Annotated in this window: 14 protein-coding genes; 7 read left to right on the forward strand and 7 right to left on the reverse strand. The window is 69.5% G+C overall.

What is annotated here, in order from left to right:
- Position 1: 1 nt before the first annotated feature.
- Complete coding sequence (locus tag ACY0PA_RS39415) at positions 2-1,366, forward strand: glutamate-1-semialdehyde 2,1-aminomutase (RefSeq protein ID WP_473082144.1); 1,365 nt, start codon at positions 2-4, stop codon at positions 1,364-1,366.
- Positions 1,367-1,392: 26 nt separating this feature from the next.
- Here the strand turns inward: ACY0PA_RS39415 and ACY0PA_RS39420 are convergent, their stop codons facing one another.
- Positions 1,393-2,076: a phosphatase PAP2 family protein gene (locus ACY0PA_RS39420; RefSeq protein WP_473082145.1), complete on the reverse strand. Its 684-nt coding sequence runs from the start codon at positions 2,074-2,076 to the stop codon at positions 1,393-1,395.
- 1,059 nt (positions 2,077-3,135) lie between these two features.
- Complete coding sequence (locus ACY0PA_RS39425) at positions 3,136-3,609, reverse strand: winged helix-turn-helix transcriptional regulator (protein WP_473082146.1); 474 nt, start codon at positions 3,607-3,609, stop codon at positions 3,136-3,138.
- Between the two features lie 101 nt (positions 3,610-3,710).
- On the opposite strand from ACY0PA_RS39425, the gene ACY0PA_RS39430 reads away from it, so the two are divergent.
- Entirely contained in the window at positions 3,711-4,202 is a 492-nt protein-coding gene (locus ACY0PA_RS39430) for a PaaI family thioesterase (RefSeq protein WP_331750379.1), read from the forward strand.
- Positions 4,203-4,310: 108 nt separating this feature from the next.
- Here the strand turns inward: ACY0PA_RS39430 and ACY0PA_RS39435 are convergent, their stop codons facing one another.
- From ACY0PA_RS39435 to ACY0PA_RS39445, 3 genes are all read right to left on the reverse strand, one after another.
- Entirely contained in the window at positions 4,311-5,222 is a 912-nt protein-coding gene (locus ACY0PA_RS39435; RefSeq protein ID WP_473082147.1) for an alpha/beta hydrolase fold domain-containing protein, read from the reverse strand.
- A 56-nt stretch (positions 5,223-5,278) separates the two neighbouring features.
- Positions 5,279-6,682, reverse strand: coding sequence for a dihydrolipoyl dehydrogenase (gene lpdA, locus ACY0PA_RS39440; RefSeq protein WP_473082148.1), 1,404 nt, complete (start codon positions 6,680-6,682; stop codon positions 5,279-5,281).
- A 123-nt stretch (positions 6,683-6,805) separates the two neighbouring features.
- Entirely contained in the window at positions 6,806-7,885 is a 1,080-nt protein-coding gene (locus ACY0PA_RS39445) for an alkene reductase (protein ID WP_473082149.1), read from the reverse strand.
- Positions 7,886-8,069: 184 nt separating this feature from the next.
- Between ACY0PA_RS39445 and ACY0PA_RS39450 the strand changes: the two genes are divergently transcribed.
- A complete protein-coding gene (locus tag ACY0PA_RS39450) occupies positions 8,070-8,672 on the forward strand; it encodes a TetR/AcrR family transcriptional regulator (RefSeq protein ID WP_473082150.1) in 603 nt (200 codons plus the stop codon).
- 167 nt (positions 8,673-8,839) lie between these two features.
- On the opposite strand, the gene ACY0PA_RS39455 is transcribed toward ACY0PA_RS39450, so the two are convergent.
- A complete protein-coding gene (locus ACY0PA_RS39455; protein WP_473082151.1) occupies positions 8,840-9,400 on the reverse strand; it encodes a TetR/AcrR family transcriptional regulator in 561 nt (186 codons plus the stop codon).
- Positions 9,401-9,514: 114 nt separating this feature from the next.
- On the opposite strand from ACY0PA_RS39455, the gene ACY0PA_RS39460 reads away from it, so the two are divergent.
- From ACY0PA_RS39460 to ACY0PA_RS39475, 4 genes are all read left to right on the forward strand, one after another.
- Complete coding sequence (locus ACY0PA_RS39460; RefSeq protein WP_473082152.1) at positions 9,515-10,207, forward strand: SDR family oxidoreductase; 693 nt, start codon at positions 9,515-9,517, stop codon at positions 10,205-10,207.
- Positions 10,208-10,264: 57 nt separating this feature from the next.
- Positions 10,265-11,320 carry an aldo/keto reductase gene (locus ACY0PA_RS39465; protein WP_473082153.1) on the forward strand — a complete coding sequence of 352 codons (1,056 nt, stop codon included), beginning with the start codon at positions 10,265-10,267 and terminating at the stop codon, positions 11,318-11,320.
- 134 nt (positions 11,321-11,454) lie between these two features.
- Entirely contained in the window at positions 11,455-12,480 is a 1,026-nt protein-coding gene (locus ACY0PA_RS39470; protein ID WP_473082154.1) for an NADP-dependent oxidoreductase, read from the forward strand.
- On the forward strand, positions 12,473-13,015 hold the full coding sequence (locus ACY0PA_RS39475) for a hypothetical protein (RefSeq protein WP_473082155.1): 543 nt from the start codon (positions 12,473-12,475) through the stop codon (positions 13,013-13,015). Before ACY0PA_RS39470 ends, ACY0PA_RS39475 begins: the two co-directional genes overlap by 8 nt.
- A gap of 89 nt (positions 13,016-13,104) precedes the next feature.
- Here ACY0PA_RS39475 and ACY0PA_RS39480 read toward each other — a convergent pair whose 3' ends face one another.
- Positions 13,105-16,767, reverse strand: coding sequence for a LamG-like jellyroll fold domain-containing protein (locus tag ACY0PA_RS39480; protein WP_473082156.1), 3,663 nt, complete (start codon positions 16,765-16,767; stop codon positions 13,105-13,107).
- Positions 16,768-17,020 lie beyond the last annotated feature (253 nt).

Genomic DNA, 17,020 nt, shown 5'->3' on the forward strand with positions numbered 1-17,020 from the left:
CGTGGATGCCGAAGAGTTCCTCCTGCCCCGGTCGCAGCTGGCGAACGAGCGGCTGCACGCCATGATCCCCGGGGGCGCGCACACCTACGCCAAGGGCGACGACCAGTACCCCGAGAACCTGGCCCCGGTCATCAGCCACGGCCGCGGTGCCCATGTGTGGGACATCGACGACAACCGCTACATCGAGTACGGGTCCGGCCTGCGGTCGGTCAGCCTCGGCCACGCCCACCCGCGCGTGCTCAAGGCGGTGCGACGGGAACTCGACCGCGGCAGCAACTTCGTCCGGCCGTCCATCGTGGAGGCCGACGCCGCGGAACGCTTCCTGGCCACGGTGCCGACCGCCGACATGGTCAAGTTCGCGAAGAACGGCTCCGACGTCACCACCGCCGCGGTGCGCCTGGCCCGCGCCGCCACCGGGCGCACGCGGGTGGCCATCTGCGGCGACCATCCGTTCTTCTCCGTCGACGACTGGTTCATCGGCACATCGCCGATGTCCGCCGGGGTTCCGGAGGCGACCACCGAGCTCACCGTGGCGTTCCCCTACGGCGACCTGGCCGCCACGGAGGAGCTGCTCACCCGGTACCAGGACGAGGTCGCCTGCCTGATCCTCGAACCTGTCGGTCACACCGAGTCTTCCCCCAGCTCTCAACTCCGTTCGAGCAGGGGAGACCCCACTCCCGGGTACCTCGCCGGCCTGCGCGAGCTGGCCGACCGGCACGGCTGCATACTGATCTTCGACGAGATGATCACCGGCCTGCGCTGGTCCGAGGCGGGCGCCCAGGGTCTGTACGGCGTTGTCCCCGACCTCTCCACGTTCGGCAAGGCGCTGGGCAACGGGTTCGCCGTCTCCGCGCTGGCCGGGCGCCGCGATCTGATGGAGCGGGGCGGCCTTCGTCACTCCGGCGAGCGGGTGTTCCTGCTGTCCACCACACACGGTGCGGAAACACACTCGCTGGCCGCCGCGATGGCCGTGCTCACCACGTACGTCGAGGAGGGCATCACCGCACAACTGCACGCCCTCGGCGAGCGGTTGGCCTCCGGTGTCCGCGAGGCCGCGGTCGGCATGGGCGTCGGCGACCACCTCGTCGTCCGGGGCCGGGCCAGCAACCTGGTCTTCGCCACCCTCGACGAGAACGGGCAGCCGTCGCAGCAGTACCGCACCTTGTTCCTGCGCCGGCTCCTCGCGGGCGGAGTCCTTGCCCCGTCGTTCGTGGTGAGCAGCGCGCTCGACGACGCCGACATCGACCGCACGGTCGACGTGGTGGCCCAGGCATGTGCGGTGTACCGGAAGGCACTGGACGCCGCTGACCCCACCCCATGGTTGGCCGGGCGGCCGGTGAAGCCCGTATTCCGCCGCTTGGCGTGACGTGACGTGAGTGGCGTGGCGTGACGTCAGCGACGCGCCCGCCGACCGGTGATGGCCGTCCGATCGCCCAGCCCGTCAGCCGTCCGGTCGACCAGCCACGCGGTCGCCGGTACCACCACCAGCGCGGTGCACCAGCCGCCGAAGACGTCGGTCGGGTAGTGCGCGCCCAGGACGACCTGCGCCCAGCCCATGGCGGCGCCGGCGACCAGCGCCGCGGCGAGTACGAGTGAAGTGCCGGCCGTCCTGCCGAGGCCGAACCGGCCGGTCGCGAGCAGCGCCACCACGAGGCCGAGCGCAGTGGCGAACGCGGTGTGCCCGCTCGGGTAGGACAGGTTCTCGTCGCCGTGGATGGTGCGTCCCACCAGGTGCTTGAGCAGCGTCGTCGTCCCCACCGTGATGCCGGTGCCGGCAACGACGAGCACCGCTGCACGAGGACGCCGAAGCAGCACGCAGCCCGTCACGGTGGCCGCTACCAGCATCGCCGCTCCCACGGGATCGCCCAAGAAGTCCGTGGCCAGAGCGACGTGCCGCCGCAGCGGCCCCACACCCTCCACCGCTGCCCGGATCCGCGCGTCCACCCTGCCAGGCTGGCCCACCCCGGCATACCGGACCCCGAGCACGACGACCACCAGCGCGGCGAGGGCCGCCACCAGCCCCAGCCGCACCCGCAGCGACGGGGGCAGCACCACGGGCGCCGGCCGACCGGTCACAGGCCCACCGCGTCCGGTCGACCTGCGGTGGTGACCTTCTTGTCCAACGTGCACAGCGTCGGGCGTTGCGGAATTACGTCGCCGCCCTGCCGGCGCCCCACGACGGAGGGGCGTTGCTTCCGGGCGATTCCGGTGACCGTAGGTCCGGACACGCCACGGCCCATGTGTCCCGTCAAGTCCGCGCCTCCCACGAGCAGGTCGGGAACGGCATCGTCGCGGCCACTACCGGCCGGGCCCGTGCCAAGAGCATCGCGTTTCGGACGCTGGTCGCCGACTGCTTCTCCGGCCCCGATGACAAACCCGTCAAGCACGAACTGGACTCGACCGACCTCCAGGTCCGCTCGGGCCAGACGATCCAATGCGAACCCTCCCGTCGTGTCCGACTATCCTCCAGCGTCCACAACTGCCCTGCGGACACCGGCTCCTGGCCCGTACGACTCCGCCGGAGCCGTAAGCCTGTGCAGCCTCGAACTTACCGGCCTGGCCTACGAGCAGTACCACACAACGAAGGTCGAGTACCTGAGGGTCAACGTACCCTTCAGGTACCCGACTCGAGGCACGCCGCGCCTTCGCGGCCTTGCTGGGCTTCACTCGTCCCGCCCGGCCGGTCCCTGCACACCGCCAGGCGCGGCTCGGCCCGGGGAGGAGGCCGGCCTTCGCTGCCCCGCGAGGTGCTGGGCCGCCACTGCGGTGGCACTCCACGGCGAGCACCGATGGGAGGCCGAGGCGTCGCCGGCGAGAGCCGGCCCGTCCGATCCGAGCACCTGGTCGGCCGGACGGGCCGGCTACCGCGTTTCGCACTGTCGGAGTTACGCAGTGCGACCGCCCCCCGGGTGCCCAGGACGGGCGGGGGAGAGGGCGATCAATGGCTGTGGGGCCGGGGCTGTGCCCGCCGGGGCGGGGGATGGACCGGCGGGCACAGCGGCTTCGCAGGCGTGTTCGGAAGCGCGGTCGCCCGTTCGGCGAACTTACCGTCGCGATCACCCTCTTGAAAGCGGCCGGCGTCTCCAGTACCAGGACATTCCGCCATCACCCGGCTGCCCACCCGGGGCTAACGGCTCACGAGAGACGTCGCGCACCTGACCCCAGCCGGACGGTGACGTCCTCGGGAGTCAGGGGGGTGTGCTCCGCGGAGCACTGGACGGTGACGTGGACCGGGGCGCCGCAGTCAGTGTGGGTCACGTCCAGGACGGGGCTCGGGCTCTCGGGGCCGACGGCGTACGTCTCGCCCCACTGGCTGAGCGCTACCAGGACGGGCCACAGGTCCCATCCTTTACGGGTCAGGTGGTACTCGTTACGGGAGCGGCGGCCTGGCTCCTGGTAGGCGACAGCCTTCAACACGTCGGCTGCGGTCAGCTTCCGCAGGCGGTCGCTGAGGACGGCCTCCGAGAGGCCGATGTGACGGTGGAAGCTGTCGAAGCGGCGCACCCCGTTGACGGCGTCGCGCAGGATCAGCAGCGTCCATTTCTCCCCGACTACATCCAGCGCACGCTGGACTGGGCAGTTCTCCGTGCTCACCTCAAGCCACTCCATCCGGTCATCGTAGAGCCCCTGGCTTCGTAATTGACAGTCAGATGAAGGCGCAGCTAGCTTCACTTGGGAAAGCCAGATGATCAGAAGGAAGGCGCTAGGCTGTGGGGCGAACACGTACGTACAGCTGGGACGATCCGGCGATCCCGGCGCAGGCCGCTGCGGGCATGGCCGGTCTCGACTTCCTGCGCGAGGTGCAGGCGGGGCGGCTTGCCGCGGCGCCGGTCGGCCGGACCCTCGACTTCGCCCTGGACGAGGTGGAGCACGGCAGGGCGGTCTTCTCCCTGGTGCCGGGCGAGGAGCACTACAACCCGATCGGCAGCATGCACGGCGGCGTCTTCGCCACGCTGCTCGACTCCGCGGCGGGCTGCGCCGTCCAGTCCACGCTCCCGCAGGGGATGGCGTACACCTCGCTCGATCTGACGGTGAAGTTCCTGCGGCCGGTCACCGTGGACACCGGCCGGGTGCGCGCCGTCGGCACGGTGGTCAGCGGTGGTCGCCGAACCGCGCTCGCCCAGGCCCAGTTGGTCGACGCGGCGGACCGCCTGCTCGCGCACGCCACCAGTAGCTGCCTGCTCTTCCCGGTGCCCGTGTGACGTTCTGAGACAGCGAGGCACCGCGATGCCGGCGACCGATGAACCGGTCACCGGCATCGCGGTGTCTCGCTGTCGCGGCCGTCTTTCGAGCCTGCTCTGCTGCTGGGTTCAGGCACCGAGGTGCTGGCGTAGCCACTGGCCCATCTGCTGGATGGCCTGGTCGGTCTCGGGTACGCGTCCGGCGCTGAGGATGAAGGAGTGCTGGCCTTCGGGCAGCGGGTGGACCTCGGAGGCGATCTTGAAGTCGGCGAGGCGGCGGCCGAGCGCGGCGCCGTCGTCGGCGAGGGTCTCGTACTCGCCGAAGTGAACGGTGGTGGGCGGCAGGCCGGTCAGGTCGGTGTTCACGAGGCTGATCTGCGGGTCGGCGAAGTCCACGGCGGGGTCCTGCAGCCAGGCTGACCGGAAGAGTTCGAGCGTGGCCCTGCTGAGCATTTTGTCGTTGTCTTCGTTCTCGTCGACCGAAGGGTTTTGGATGGTGAGGTCGGTCCACGGCGAGATGCTGACGATCGCGCCCGGGGTCGCCTCACCCTTCGCGAGCAGGCGCAGCGGGAGCAGCACCGCGAGGGTGCCGCCGATGGAGTGGCCGGTGCTGCCGATGTTCTTCGGCTCGTAGCCCTGGGAGAGCAGCCAGCGGTAGGCGGTCTCGGCGTCGTCGAGCTGGGCAGGGTAGGGGTGCTCGGGGGCCAGGCGGAAGTCCACGACCAGTGAGCGCACGCCGGCGGCCTTGGCGATGTGACCGGCCGCCTTGCGGTCGGAGTACATGGAGGCGGTGACGGATCCGCCGAAGTGGAAGTGGAGCAGCGCCTTGTTGGGGTCGGCGCCCTCGGGGATGGCCCACAGGGCGGGGACGCCGCCCGCGTTGACCTCGGCGTAGCTGACGCCTTCGGGTTCGGTCGAGGCCCGCTGGTAGGAGTCGATGATGTCGCGGACCACGGCCAGGTCGAGGCCGGGTACGCCCGACTTCGCGCTCGTACGGGCCTGGAACTCCGCGAACTCGTGCTGCTGCTGGCTGATTCCCATGGTGGTGCTCCTTGCATGGATTGGGTGGCGCTCGGCTGACCGGCCGCCGCCCGGAGTCAGAGGTTGATCATGTGGCCGGTGAGGCCGTGGAACGTTTCCTGGAGTGCTTCGCCGAGGGTGGGGTGGGTGTGAACGTTGCGGGCGAGTTCGGTGGCGGTCAGGTCCCACTTCTGCGCGAGGGTGAGCTCGGGGAGGAGTTCGGCGACGTCGGCGCCGATCATGTGCCCGCCGAGGAGCTCGCCGTGCTTCGCGTCGGCGACGAGCTTGACGAAGCCGCCTGGTTCGCCAAGGCCATGGGCCTTGCCGTTGGCGGTGAAGGGGAACTTGGCGACCAGTACGTCGTGGCCTTCGTCGCGGGCTTGCTGCTCGGTCAGCCCGAACGAGGCGACCTGCGGCTGGCTGAAGGTCGCGCGCGGCATCATCCGGTAGTCCCCGAGCGGCATGGTCTCGGCCCCGGCGAGGGTCTCGGCGGCGACGACGCCCTGCGCTTCGGCGACGTGGGCGAGTTGGAGTTTGGCGGTGACGTCGCCGATCGCGTACAGGTGCGGTACCGAGGTCCGCATGTGCTCGTCGATCGCGATGGCGCCCCGGTCGGTGAGGGCGACGCCGGTGTTCTCCAAACCGTAGCCGGTGGTGCGCGGTGCGAAACCGACGGACATGAGGACCTTGTCGGTACGAATCTCCGACCGCTTACCGTCGGCCGTGGTGTAGGTAACCGTGACGGACGTTCCCTCGTCCTTGACGGTCTCGACCTTGGTGGAGGTCAGGAGGGTGACGCCGAGCTTCTTGTACTGGCGCGTGATCTCCTTCGACACCTCGGCGTCCTCGTTGGGCAGCGCGCGGTCGAGAAATTCGAGGATCGTGACCTCGACACCGTAGTTGCGCAGTACATAGGCGAACTCCATGCCGATCGCTCCGGCGCCGACGATGACGATCGAGGTGGGCAGCTCGCGCTGCAGGATCTGGGTCTCGTAGGTGACGACGTTCTCGCTGAGCTCGACGCCGGGCAGCAGCTTCACGGTGGAGCCGGTGGCGATGATGGCGTCGTCGAAGGTAACGCTCTGCGTGCCGCCGGCGGTGAGGGCGACGTCGAGGCTGCGGGCGTCGGTGAAGGTGCCGTGGCCGTCGATCTCGGTGATGGCGTTCTTCTTCATGAGGAAGTGCACGCCTTTGACCCGGCCGTCGGCGACCTGGCGGCTGCGGTCGTAGGCGGCGCCGAAGTCGAAGCTCACTTCGCCCGAGATGCCGAACTGCTTGGCCTGGTGATGGAAGGTGTGGGCGAGTTCGGCGTTACGCAACAGCGCCTTGGAGGGGATGCAGCCGACGTTCAGGCAGATGCCTCCCCAGTACTGCTCTTCGATGACGGCGACACTCTTGCCCAGCTGGGCGGCGCGGATCGCGGCGACGTAGCCGCCGGGCCCGGCACCGAGGACAGCGACGTCGAAGTGTGTGCTGTTCATGGAGGTTCCCTTTCTTGCTTCTGCCCTGGTCATCGTCATGTCGGGAGCAGGCTGTCGCACGGCTGGACGACGAGCTGCCCACCCGCCGCGGTCTGGTGGATGGGCGGCTCGTGGATGCTGGTGTCAGGCGTGGGCCAGGGTCGGGTAGTCGGTGTATCCGGCCTCGCCGCCGCCGTAGAGGGTGGCCGGGTCGATCTCGTTGAGCGGGGCATCGGTGCGCAGACGCTTGACGATGTCGGGGTTGGCCAGTGCGAAGCGGCCCAGCGGGGCGATGTCGGCCAGGCCCGCGTCGATGTCGTCGGCGATCTGCTCACGGGTTCGGCCGTAGCGGACCACGAGCAGGGCGGTCGGCCACACCTCGCGGAAGGAGCGCAGCAGGTCGTCGTCGCCAACGTGATGGACGTGCAAATAGGCGAGGTTCAGTACCGCCAGCTCGCCCACCAGGTGGCGGTACTGGGCGCGCACGGCGTCGGTGTCGCCCTCGTTGATCCCGCCCAGCGGCATGGAGGGGGACAGGCGGATGCCGACCCGGTCCGCGCCGATCTCCTCGGCCACCGCCCGGGCGACCTCGACGACGAGGCGGGAGCGGTTGTCGACCGAGCCGCCGTAGGTGTCGGTGCGATGGTTGGCGTTCGGGGAGAGGAACTGGTGGAGCAGGTAGCCGTTCGCTCCGTGGATCTCCACCCCGTCCGCGCCGGCGGCTATCGCGGAGGCGGCGGCATGCCGGAAGTCCGCGATGGTGGCCTGGATGTCCTGAATGCTCAGCTCACGCGGGACCGGGGTCTTCTTCGGGCCGGTGGCGGTGAATATGTCCTGGTCGGCGGAGATCGCGGAGGGGGCGACCGGCTGGCGGTGGTGCGGGGTGTTGTCCGGGTGGGACATGCGCCCGACGTGCATCAGCTGGATGAACAGCGCACCGCCGCCCGCGTGTACCGCGTCGGCGACCTCGCGCCAGCCCGCGATCTGCTCGGGAGTGTGGATGCCCGGCGTGTTCGGGTAGCCCTGTCCGTCGGCCGAGGGCTGCGTGCCCTCGGTGATGATCAGCCCGAGGGAGGCGCGCTGACCGTAGTACGTGGCCGCCAGCGGGCCGGGCGTGCCGTCGGCGTTCGCCCGGCTGCGGGTCAGCGGCGCCATGGCGAGGCGGTGCGGGAGCTCGACGCGGCCGAGCTTGAAGGGCTCCCAGAGGGAGGAAGGCGAAGTCATGGGATGCGTGGTCCTTGATGTCGATGTCGAGCGTGGATCGGTCGCCGGTGTCCGCTGTGGATCAAGGGGGACCGGGCGGGCGTCGTCGTGGAACGATGACGGAAGACCGCCTCTGATTCTCATCAGTAACGACTATACTCATAACTGAGTGCAGTCAGAATAAATTCCCCGAAAGGTGCCCCGCATGCCAGGCGCTTCCCAGCCGGTTGGTCGGCGCGAGCGGAACAAGCAGCTCAAACTCGACCGCATCACCGCCGCAGCCCGCGAACTGTTCGCCGAACGCGGTATCGACGAGGTCACCACCCAGCAGATCGCCGACAAGGCCGACATCGGCACCGGCACGCTCTTCCTCTACGCCAAGACCAAGGGTGAGCTCCTCCTGCTCGTCCAGAACTCCCTCTACGCCGAAGCCCTCGAACGAGGCAGGGCGGACGCCGAGAACACCCCGGACGCCCTGGACGCCGTGATGGCGATCGTCCGGCCGGTCGTCGAATGCAACCGGACCCAGGTCGACAACGGGCGCGTCTACCTGCGCGAGATGGTCTTCGGCGACCCCGCCGAGCCCCACCACCACGAGGCCCTCGCCATCACCGGGCAGACCGAGGGGGTAGTGGCCGCCGTGCTATGCCGGGACGCCCAGGTCAGCGAGGCGGACGCGGCGACAACGGCGCGCGTCGTGTCAGCCGTGATGTTCCTCGCGATGGCGGCCAGCGTGAACGTCGCCGCGAGCGTCGACGAGATCGTGCGCGACATCCGGGAGCAGATCGCAGTCCTGCTGACACGTTGACGTCGGCTGCGCAACTTCCACTTCCCGGGCATGCGGCCCGGAACTGACTCGCGCACGGTGGGGTCGGTGCGCCAGGCGCCGGCGGCCTTCTCTCACCGCCTCCGCCTGGCCGTGGACGCCTCGTCGCCCACGAGCGCGGTCGATGTGCGCCCGCACCGTGCCCTTGATCAGCCTGCTTCCGTCAAGGCTGCGTGCGCGGCGGCGAGGATCTCCCCGGAGAGCGGGGAGCCCTTGGTGGCCCGGGACAGGACCAGCGCGCCGAACAGGGTGCAGAGGCGGGCGATGCCGTCCTGGTCGTCACTGGCGAGGAAATCGGCGAAGTCGGCCACCCCCTCGGCGTAGACGCGACGGGCCTCGCTCCCCCCGCCGTCGCGCGCGATGTCGGCAGCGAGCGCCGCGACCGGGCATCCGTCCGCCGGGTCGTCACGGTGCTCGACGGAGAGGTAGGTGTCGATCAGCGCCTGCTGGGCGACGTCGCGCTGCCCGTCGTGCCGCTCCAGCCCGGCGCTGTAGCGCTGGGTGAGCTCGGCGAAGGCGTGGGCGGTGGCCTCGTCGACCAGCGCCTCCTTGGAGGCGAACTGCTTGTAGAACGCGCCGTGGGTCAGACCGGCCGCCTTCATCAGGTCGGTGACGCTGACCTGCGTGCCCTGCTCCCGAAACAGCCGAGATGCGGTGTCCACCACCCGCCTGCGATTTTCCTCCGCCTGTGCCTGCGATACGCGGCCCATGACCACCTCCCACTTGGATGTCGACTGGCATCTATCGTAGACCCATGTTTAGATTGAATACATAATCTAATTCGTTGCGGGTGGCCGACGGCGCCCGCCAGGACAGGAGCGAGCATGGAACTGAAGAACACGGTCGCGGTCGTCACCGGCGCCAACCGAGGGCTCGGGCGACACCTGGCCGCCCAGCTCGTCGAGCGCGGCGCGAAGGTGTACGGCGCGGCCCGACGCCCCGAGACGGTCGACGTGCCGGGCGTCATCCCGCTGCGGCTGGACGTCACGGACGAGGCGTCGATACAGGAGGCCACCCACGTGGCGTGCGACGCGACACTGCTGATCAACAACGCGGGCATCTCCACCGGCGCGTCGCTGATCGGAGGCGACGTGGCTGAGGTGCGCAGGGAGATGGAGACCAACTTCTTCGGCCCGCTCGCCGTGACCCGGTCCTTCGCCCCGGTCATCGAGGGCAACGGTGGCGGGGCCGTACTGAACGTCCTGTCCGCCCTGTCCTGGTTCCACCCGGCCGGCCTCGGCTCCTACGCGGCCTCCAAGGCCGCCGCTTGGGCGCTGAGCGACGCGACCCGTGAGGAGCTGGCACCGCGCGGGATCACCGTCTCGGCGCTGCACGTCGGTTACATGGACACCGACATGGCCGCCGGCGTGCCTGCCGATCAGAAGGTCGCCGCCGCCGACGTCGCGGCCCAGGCCCTGTACGGCATCGAGACCGGCCTGCCGGAGATCCTCGCCGACGAGACCAGCCGGTATGTCAAGCAGAACCTGTCCGCAGCACCCCAGCCGAACGCGGACTGACGCTCACCCCTCCACCCCGCCGCGGCCCCCTTCTCACCCCTCAGGCAAGGACATCTCATGCGTTACACGACCTTCGGACACCGGACCGGACTGCGCGTGTCCGAGTACGCGCTCGGCACCGCGAACTTCGGCACGGGCTGGGGTGCCGGCGCCGAGCCGGACGAGGCACGCCGGATATTCGACCGGTTCGCCGAGGCCGGCGGCACCTTTCTCGACAGCGCGGACGGCTACCAGTTCGGCGAGTCGGAGGAACTGACCGGAAAGCTGATCTCCGCCGACCGCGACCACTTCGTCCTGGCCACGAAGTTCACCCTCGGCGCCGCCCCGCAGCCGGACATCTCCAAGACCGGCAACAGCCGTAAGAACATGGTCGCCTCGGTGGAGGCCAGCCTGAAGCGCCTGGGCACCGACTACATCGACCTGCTGTGGGTGCACTTCCCCGACGAGCTCACTCCGATGGAGGAACTCCTGCGCGGACTCGACGACCTGGTGAGCGCCGGCAAGATCCACCATGCCGCGCTGTCCAACTTCCCCGCCTGGCGTGTCTCGCGCGCGGTAACCCTCGCCGACCTGAAGAACTGGGCCCCGATCGTGGGCATCCAGCACGAGTACAGCCTCGTCGAGCGCACCGCCGACCGTGAGCTCCTGCCCATGGCCGAGAGCCTCGGGCTCGGCGCCGCCCTGTGGTCCCCGCTCGGCGGCGGACTACTCACCGGCAAGTACCGCAGCTCCGCCGAAGGGCGCCTGAGCGACCTGGGCATGGTCATCCACACCGAGAGCACCGGCCAGAAGACCGCAGTCGTCGACACCGTCCTGGCGATCGCCGAGGAGACCGGCGTGACGCCCGCCCAGGTGGCGGTGGCCTGGGTGCGCGAGCGCGCCGCCCGCTCCGTGGCCACGCTCGTCCCGATCATCGGCCCGCGCAACCTCTCCCAGCTCGACAGCTACCTCGGCGCCCTCGACGTCCACCTGACCGATGATCAGTACACCCGCCTGACCGAGGTCAGCGCGGTGCCGCTCGGCGTGCCCCACGAGGGGATCGCCGCCTCCCTGGACCGCCTCCAGGGAGGCGCCGCCGACCGCGTCATCGCCCCGGTCGTGCCGGTGGCCTGATGGGTGAACGCGACTGAGGACACCGTGCGCCCGCGCCGCAGCCAACACAGACCAGTTCGAGAAGTACGGCGGCCATCCGGGATGCGCGCCGCCGAGATACCCGACCCCCAGAAACGCTTTGCTAGGAGTGGTCCGTGAAGGCCTTCGTCCTCGAGAAGTACGGCTCCCCCTTGGGGCAGGTCGAGATGCCCGTACCGGTCACCGCCCCCCATGAGGTGCTCGTGCGCATGGTCGCGTCGGGCGTCAACCATGCCGACGAGCGGGTCCGTTCCGGCGAGTTCAAGGCAATCTTCCCGTTCCGGCTACCCAAGGTCATGGGCGGTGAGCTCTCCGGCGAGGTCGTCGAGGCCGGCTCCGCGGTACGCGACGTCGCCGTGGGTGACCACGTGTACGGCTATGTCGACTTGGCGGCCACGGGCACCTTCTCCGAGTTCGTCGCGGTCGACGCCGCCACGATGGCACCCGTGCCCCGGTCGGTGAGTCTGGTCGAGGCCGCGGGGCTTCCAGTCGTCGCGCTCACGGCCTGGCAGGCCCTCGTCGAGATGGGCAAGGTGAAGAAGGGCCAGACCGTCCTCATCCATGGCGGGACCGGTGGCGTGGGATCGGTCGCGATCCAGCTCGCCCGGCACCTGGGCTGCACCGTCGCCACCACTGTCTCGACGGCGAACATCGCAGCCGCCCGAGAGCTTGGTGCCGACATTGTCATCGACTACCGCCACGACGACCTCGCGCAGAGCCTCGCCGGCAAGCCCGTCGACCTCGTCCTCGACACCCAGGGCGGAGCCACGCTGCAGGCTTCCCTCGGTGTGTTGCGCCCCGGCGGCACCGTCATCGGCATCACGGGCCCGCCCGACCCGGTCTTCGCGCGGCGCGCCGGCGTCAACCCAGTCGTCCGGCTCGCCATCCGGGCCCTGAGTGCCCGTACCCGCCGCCGGGCACGCGCGCTCGGGGTCACCTACCGCTTCCTGTTCATCACACCCGATAGCGCCGCGCTGCGCCAGGTCGCCGGGCTGGTCGACGACGGGGTGCTGCGCCCGGTCATCGACCGGGTGCTCCCATTCGACCAGACCCCGCGGGCTCTCGACGAGGCGCTCGCCGGCGGCACACGCGGCAAGGTCCTGGTCACCACCGACCCGAAGGCGGTGACCAACCGTGGCTGAGTCCAACGTCCGTCCCCGCCCGACCACGTGGGCCACGGCGCCCAACCGCCGCATCGTTGTAGGTTCGAACACGCTCGTATACCGCGACCTCGGCCCCGAGAACGGCGTCCCGCTGGTCCTGCTCACTCACCTGGGCGCCTACACCGCCGAGCCGGGGACGGCTCCCCACGACAACCTGTGCCTCCTCGCGTCCTGGGCAACGAGCCAAGAAGGCGAACCCGGCCGCGACCTGTTCGGAGGCGTCGAGGCGCAGCGCGCGGGCGATGGCGTTCAGGACACTGTCGGAGGCGTTGGTGAGCGCGCCACGCTCCAGGCGGATGTAGTAGTCGATGCTGGGCCCGGCCAGGGCGGCCACCTCTTCGCGGCGCAGCCCCGTTACCCGTCGCTTGCGTCCGGCCAGGGGCATCCCGACCGACTCGGGGCTGATCCGGTCCCGGCGGGAGGCCAGGAACTCCTGGGTTTCGCGGCGTGCGCTTCCTCGAGTACAGCGACGGCGTCGCGTCGTTCCGGCTGCCGTCCGGCCAGTACAGGCTGAGCGCCGGACTGCGCTGACGGCCACCCCGCCACTCCGCTTGTGGCCCGGCGCAGGATGCGTGTCCTGGGCCGGTCCACAAGCGGAGCACCCTAGTGCACCTCGCGCGCGTACGGCGCGACGGTGATCCGGTCGATCAGCGGCGCGTAGCGGGAGCGGAGCAGCACTCCTGGGAAGGTGTCCGAGGCGTACGTGCTGCCGTCGAAGTTGGGCAGTTCCTCGGAGCGGAAGGCGATCGTGTTCTGTCCCTTCTTCAGGTGGACCGGGACGGTCAGCTCCCAGAAGTTGTTCTGGTGGAAGGTGTGCGGGAACCCGACCCGCTGTACCTCGTCGTTGTTGACGCTGATGTCGGCGTGGCGGGCGAGCGGGTCCGGGTTGTAGTGGGTGGCTTCGGACTGCTCGGGGTTGGAGTAGCGGATGCGCAGCGCGTACGGGCCTGCTCGGTCCGCGGCGACAGTGAAGGTCGCGGTGTTGTCGTTGCCCGGGGCGCCTCCGATACCGGTGATCGCCGTGCCGTCGGTGGCCAGGGAGAGCGGGGTGAGTGTGGCCGAGCCCGCGAGCTTGGCGACCTGAGCCTCGTACGAACGCGCCGTGAGTGTGCCCTCGGTGGGTGTGACCGTGAGGCGGTCGACGAGGGTGGCCGACGAACTTCCGGTCAGCGTCACCTTGTTGACGCCGCCGGAGAGGGAGACCGCGACGCTGCTTCGGCCCTTGGCCAGGCGCAGGACGTCGTGTCCGTTGACGGCGAGCCCGGCTCCCGAGCCGCCGAGGGTGTCGACCTTGAGGGTGGCCTCGCGGTCGGTCGGCGAGTAGACCCAGAACGTGGCGGTCTGGTTCTTCGCGAGCTTGGCCGCGCCCGAGCCGGTGGCGGGAGTTCCGGTCTGCTTCGGCAGGGTGTACACGGGCTGTGCTCCGCCGCCCAGCCAGGCCAGTTCACCCTCGTACACCTGAGTACCGGCCGATGCCTCGGGGAGGGAGAGGGCGAGGCGGTCGACAATGGCGTCGCCCTTCGTGACGCGCTTGCCGTCGAGGCTCTTCGCGGCGAGCGTCAGGGTGTGTCTGCCCTTGGTGAGGTGGACCCTGGTGTCGGTGTGGTCCCAGACCACCCACTTGTAGCCGAGCGGCAGGTGCAGTTCCTGCTCGCTGTCCGCCTTGCCGTCCACATTCAGGAAGACGTTGGTGGGGCCCTGTTCCTTCACCTTGTCGAAGGTGTTGAGGGAGTTGGCGAAGACGCTCAGGTCGTACGTGCCGTCCTCGGGCACGTCCACGGTGGTGGCGAGTGTGACGTCCGAACCGGTGCGCAGGCCGCCCACGTCGTAGCCGCCGGAGGTGTAGAACTTCGACACGTCGCTGGTCGAGCCCTCGGGACCGTTCTTCGTGTAGCCGGATCCGGTGTGGGCGGCGTCCTCCGCTTCGTACGACGCCCTCCAGCGCACGGGCGGGGACTGTGTGCTCTTCGCTTGACCGGCCGGGCTGAGGACGATTTCGTAGGCCGAGGAGTCCTTCAGCTTGGCCAGGTCGCCGTCGCCGAAGTCGACCACGACCGTACCGTCGTCGCCGACCTTCAGGTCCTTCTCGGTGAGCAGCTTCGGTCCGGAGGAGTCGCCCACCTGCCCGCTCCACTCGATCTCGCGCACCCAGGCGTGCACCCGGTTCCCGAAGATGTCCTTCGGGACGCCCGCGAAGGTGATGTTGCCCTTGCCGGTGGATCCGCCGAAGAGCAGTCGGGCCTGCTTCTTCTTCTCGTCGAGCGTGGCGACACCCTGCATCGTGTAGTTCCCGCCGGGGAACGGCGGGGTCACCTCCACGGTGTGCCCGCTCATCGAGGCGTACGAGTTCAGGAGCCACCACTGGCCGTTGCCGCGGTTGGACTGCACCGCGGAGTCGGAGAGGTTGCCGTCGATGTTCCAGTACGCGATGTCCGCGTCGACCTTCGATTCCTCGATCGCGGACACCCACTGGATCATCTGGCCGGGGACCGAGGTGTGGTAGTTGAAGGCGTATTCGTTGATGTTGACCGGGAGTTGGGTGCCTTCACGGTCGGTGCCCTTGAACAGATCCTTCTCCCAGGACCTGTATGTGGCGACGCTCTCGCGTACCGCCTCCGGGTGGCTCAGCTCGTGCCAGGTGATCACGTCCGGGAGGGTGCCGGCGGCCAGGGCGTGCGTGAGGAAGCCCTTGACCTGGGAGTACAGGACGCTGGTGTTGGGGCCGGCGATCCGGGCGCCGGGCATCTTGTCCTTGATGAGTTTGTAGGCGTCGTCCCAAGCGGCGAAGTAGTCAGCCGGGTCGGTGAGCCAGCTGACCTTGTTGTAGCTCCACTGGCCGGTGCCGAACATGTTGCCCTCGGGCTCGTTGAACGGCACGAAGACGATGTTGTCCTGGTACTGCTCGGGCAGTTGAAGGACCTGGTCGACCTGCTTGGCGATCTTCTCCTTGTAGAGCTTGAGCTTCTCCGCGGGCGTGTCGCCCGGCCACTCGTACGGGAAACCGCGGTGGATGTCGGTCATGTAGATATAGACGTCACCGTCGGTGGTATCGGCCAGCGGCCCGACCACGTCCAGTGCGTCGGCACCGGGGTGCTGTGGGCCGTCCTGAGCCTTCGTGGAGACCGTGCGCAGGCCCATGCCCTCGATGAGGTTGTTGGTGGGGACGTCCGGTCCGTACACGCCGTAGAGGGTGCCGGAGGCGCCGCCGTGGAACGCCCCGGTGTCCGAGCCGAGGTCGACGGTGAGCTGTCCCTCGCGGACCACGGTCACGGTCGCCTTCACGGCGCGCCCGGCCGCTGTTCCGGAGGCGGTGAACGTCCCCGGCCGGGCGTACTGCTCGGGCGGTACGGCGTCCCAGGTGACCGGTGTGTCGCGGTCGTAGCCGTCGGAGAAGGAGGAGCGGACGTCGGCGGGCAGGGACGGGGCTGTCCCCGCCGTCGTACGGACCTCGAAGGACGTCTTCGAGAGCTCCTGGAGCGTGGGCACGTCCCCGACCGTGCCGGCCACCTGCTCGGGGCTGAGAGCCGCGTGCCACACGGTGAAGTCGTCGATCGTGCCCTTGAGTAGCGGATCCGGGTAGAGGGACTTGCCGATGTAGCCGGCGGCCGTGGCCGAACTGTCCAGCAGGTCCTTGGCCTTGACGCTGGTCGGGGCCGAGGAGACCGCCGCGCCGTCGAGGTAGGTGGTCAGCCGGCCGGCCCTGGCGTCGAGCGTGACCGTGACCGTCTGCCACGCATCAGCGGGAAGCATCGCGTAGCCGCGGACCTGTGCCTCCGCTCCACCCCCGCCGGTGGTCACGGATGTCTGCAGCAGTCCGTTGCTGTTGGCCGGGGTGGCGAAGAGGTACTTGGTGGTGTCGGTGCCCAGGTCGAAGATCCGTTGCCAGGGCGATGTGTCGCCGCTCCACTTCACCCGGGCGGAGACCGTCAAGTCGCTTGTGTCGCCGATTACTTCACGGGGCAGGCGGACGTAGGCGCCGTCGGAGGTGGCCGCCCCGCCGGGCAGGGCCAGCGCATTGCCTCCGTCCGTGCCCGCCACGGACTGGGCGGTGGAGCCGTTCACCAGGCTCGCGTCGAGGCCGTTGCCGGAACTGTCGGTGATTCGGCCGGAGGTGAGATCGTCCTGGTCGAAGGTGTAGCGGGCGGCGGGCCGGGGTGTCTCGGCCGCCTGCGCGGGGCCGGCGGGCGCGGCCAGCATCCCCGCGCCGAGGGCCAGCGCCACGGCGGCCGGGGCCCGGCGCCGGGCGGATCTGTCAGCGTATGGCATGGATTGCGTCCTCAATCCTTGAGTAAGGGGATCCGGTCGAACCGGTTCGGCCACACGCGCCACAACGGCTGGAGGCTCTTTGGGGGGCGTGAGGGTGGAGGGCTCCGCTCAAGGGTGGGTTCACGGCCGTCGGAGGGATCACTTCATCGAACCGGTTCGGGGAAGCTAGCACCGGGGAGCCGGGCCAACAATCCCTCCGGCGCGGGGAATTGTAGGTTTCCTGCCGGATCGCAGAAGTGTGGTCAGGGGTGTT

The organism is Streptomyces sp. DS1-CR2 (assembly GCF_055760475.1).

What these genes read in the sequence shown, in the direction of transcription:
- ACY0PA_RS39425 (WP_473082146.1), bottom strand. Translation starts at nt 3,609, where the DNA reads ATGGAGTGGCTTGAGGTGAGCACGGAGAACTGCCCAGTCCAGCGTGCG.
- ACY0PA_RS39435 (WP_473082147.1), bottom strand. Translation starts at nt 5,222, where the DNA reads ATGGGAATCAGCCAGCAGCAGCACGAGTTCGCGGAGTTCCAGGCCCGT.
- lpdA (WP_473082148.1), bottom strand. Translation starts at nt 6,682, where the DNA reads ATGAACAGCACACACTTCGACGTCGCTGTCCTCGGTGCCGGGCCCGGC.
- ACY0PA_RS39445 (WP_473082149.1), bottom strand. Translation starts at nt 7,885, where the DNA reads ATGACTTCGCCTTCCTCCCTCTGGGAGCCCTTCAAGCTCGGCCGCGTC.
- ACY0PA_RS39450 (WP_473082150.1), top strand. Translation starts at nt 8,070, where the DNA reads ATGCCAGGCGCTTCCCAGCCGGTTGGTCGGCGCGAGCGGAACAAGCAG.
- ACY0PA_RS39455 (WP_473082151.1), bottom strand. Translation starts at nt 9,400, where the DNA reads ATGGGCCGCGTATCGCAGGCACAGGCGGAGGAAAATCGCAGGCGGGTG.
- ACY0PA_RS39460 (WP_473082152.1), top strand. Translation starts at nt 9,515, where the DNA reads ATGGAACTGAAGAACACGGTCGCGGTCGTCACCGGCGCCAACCGAGGG.
- ACY0PA_RS39465 (WP_473082153.1), top strand. Translation starts at nt 10,265, where the DNA reads ATGCGTTACACGACCTTCGGACACCGGACCGGACTGCGCGTGTCCGAG.
- ACY0PA_RS39480 (WP_473082156.1), bottom strand. Translation starts at nt 16,767, where the DNA reads ATGCCATACGCTGACAGATCCGCCCGGCGCCGGGCCCCGGCCGCCGTG.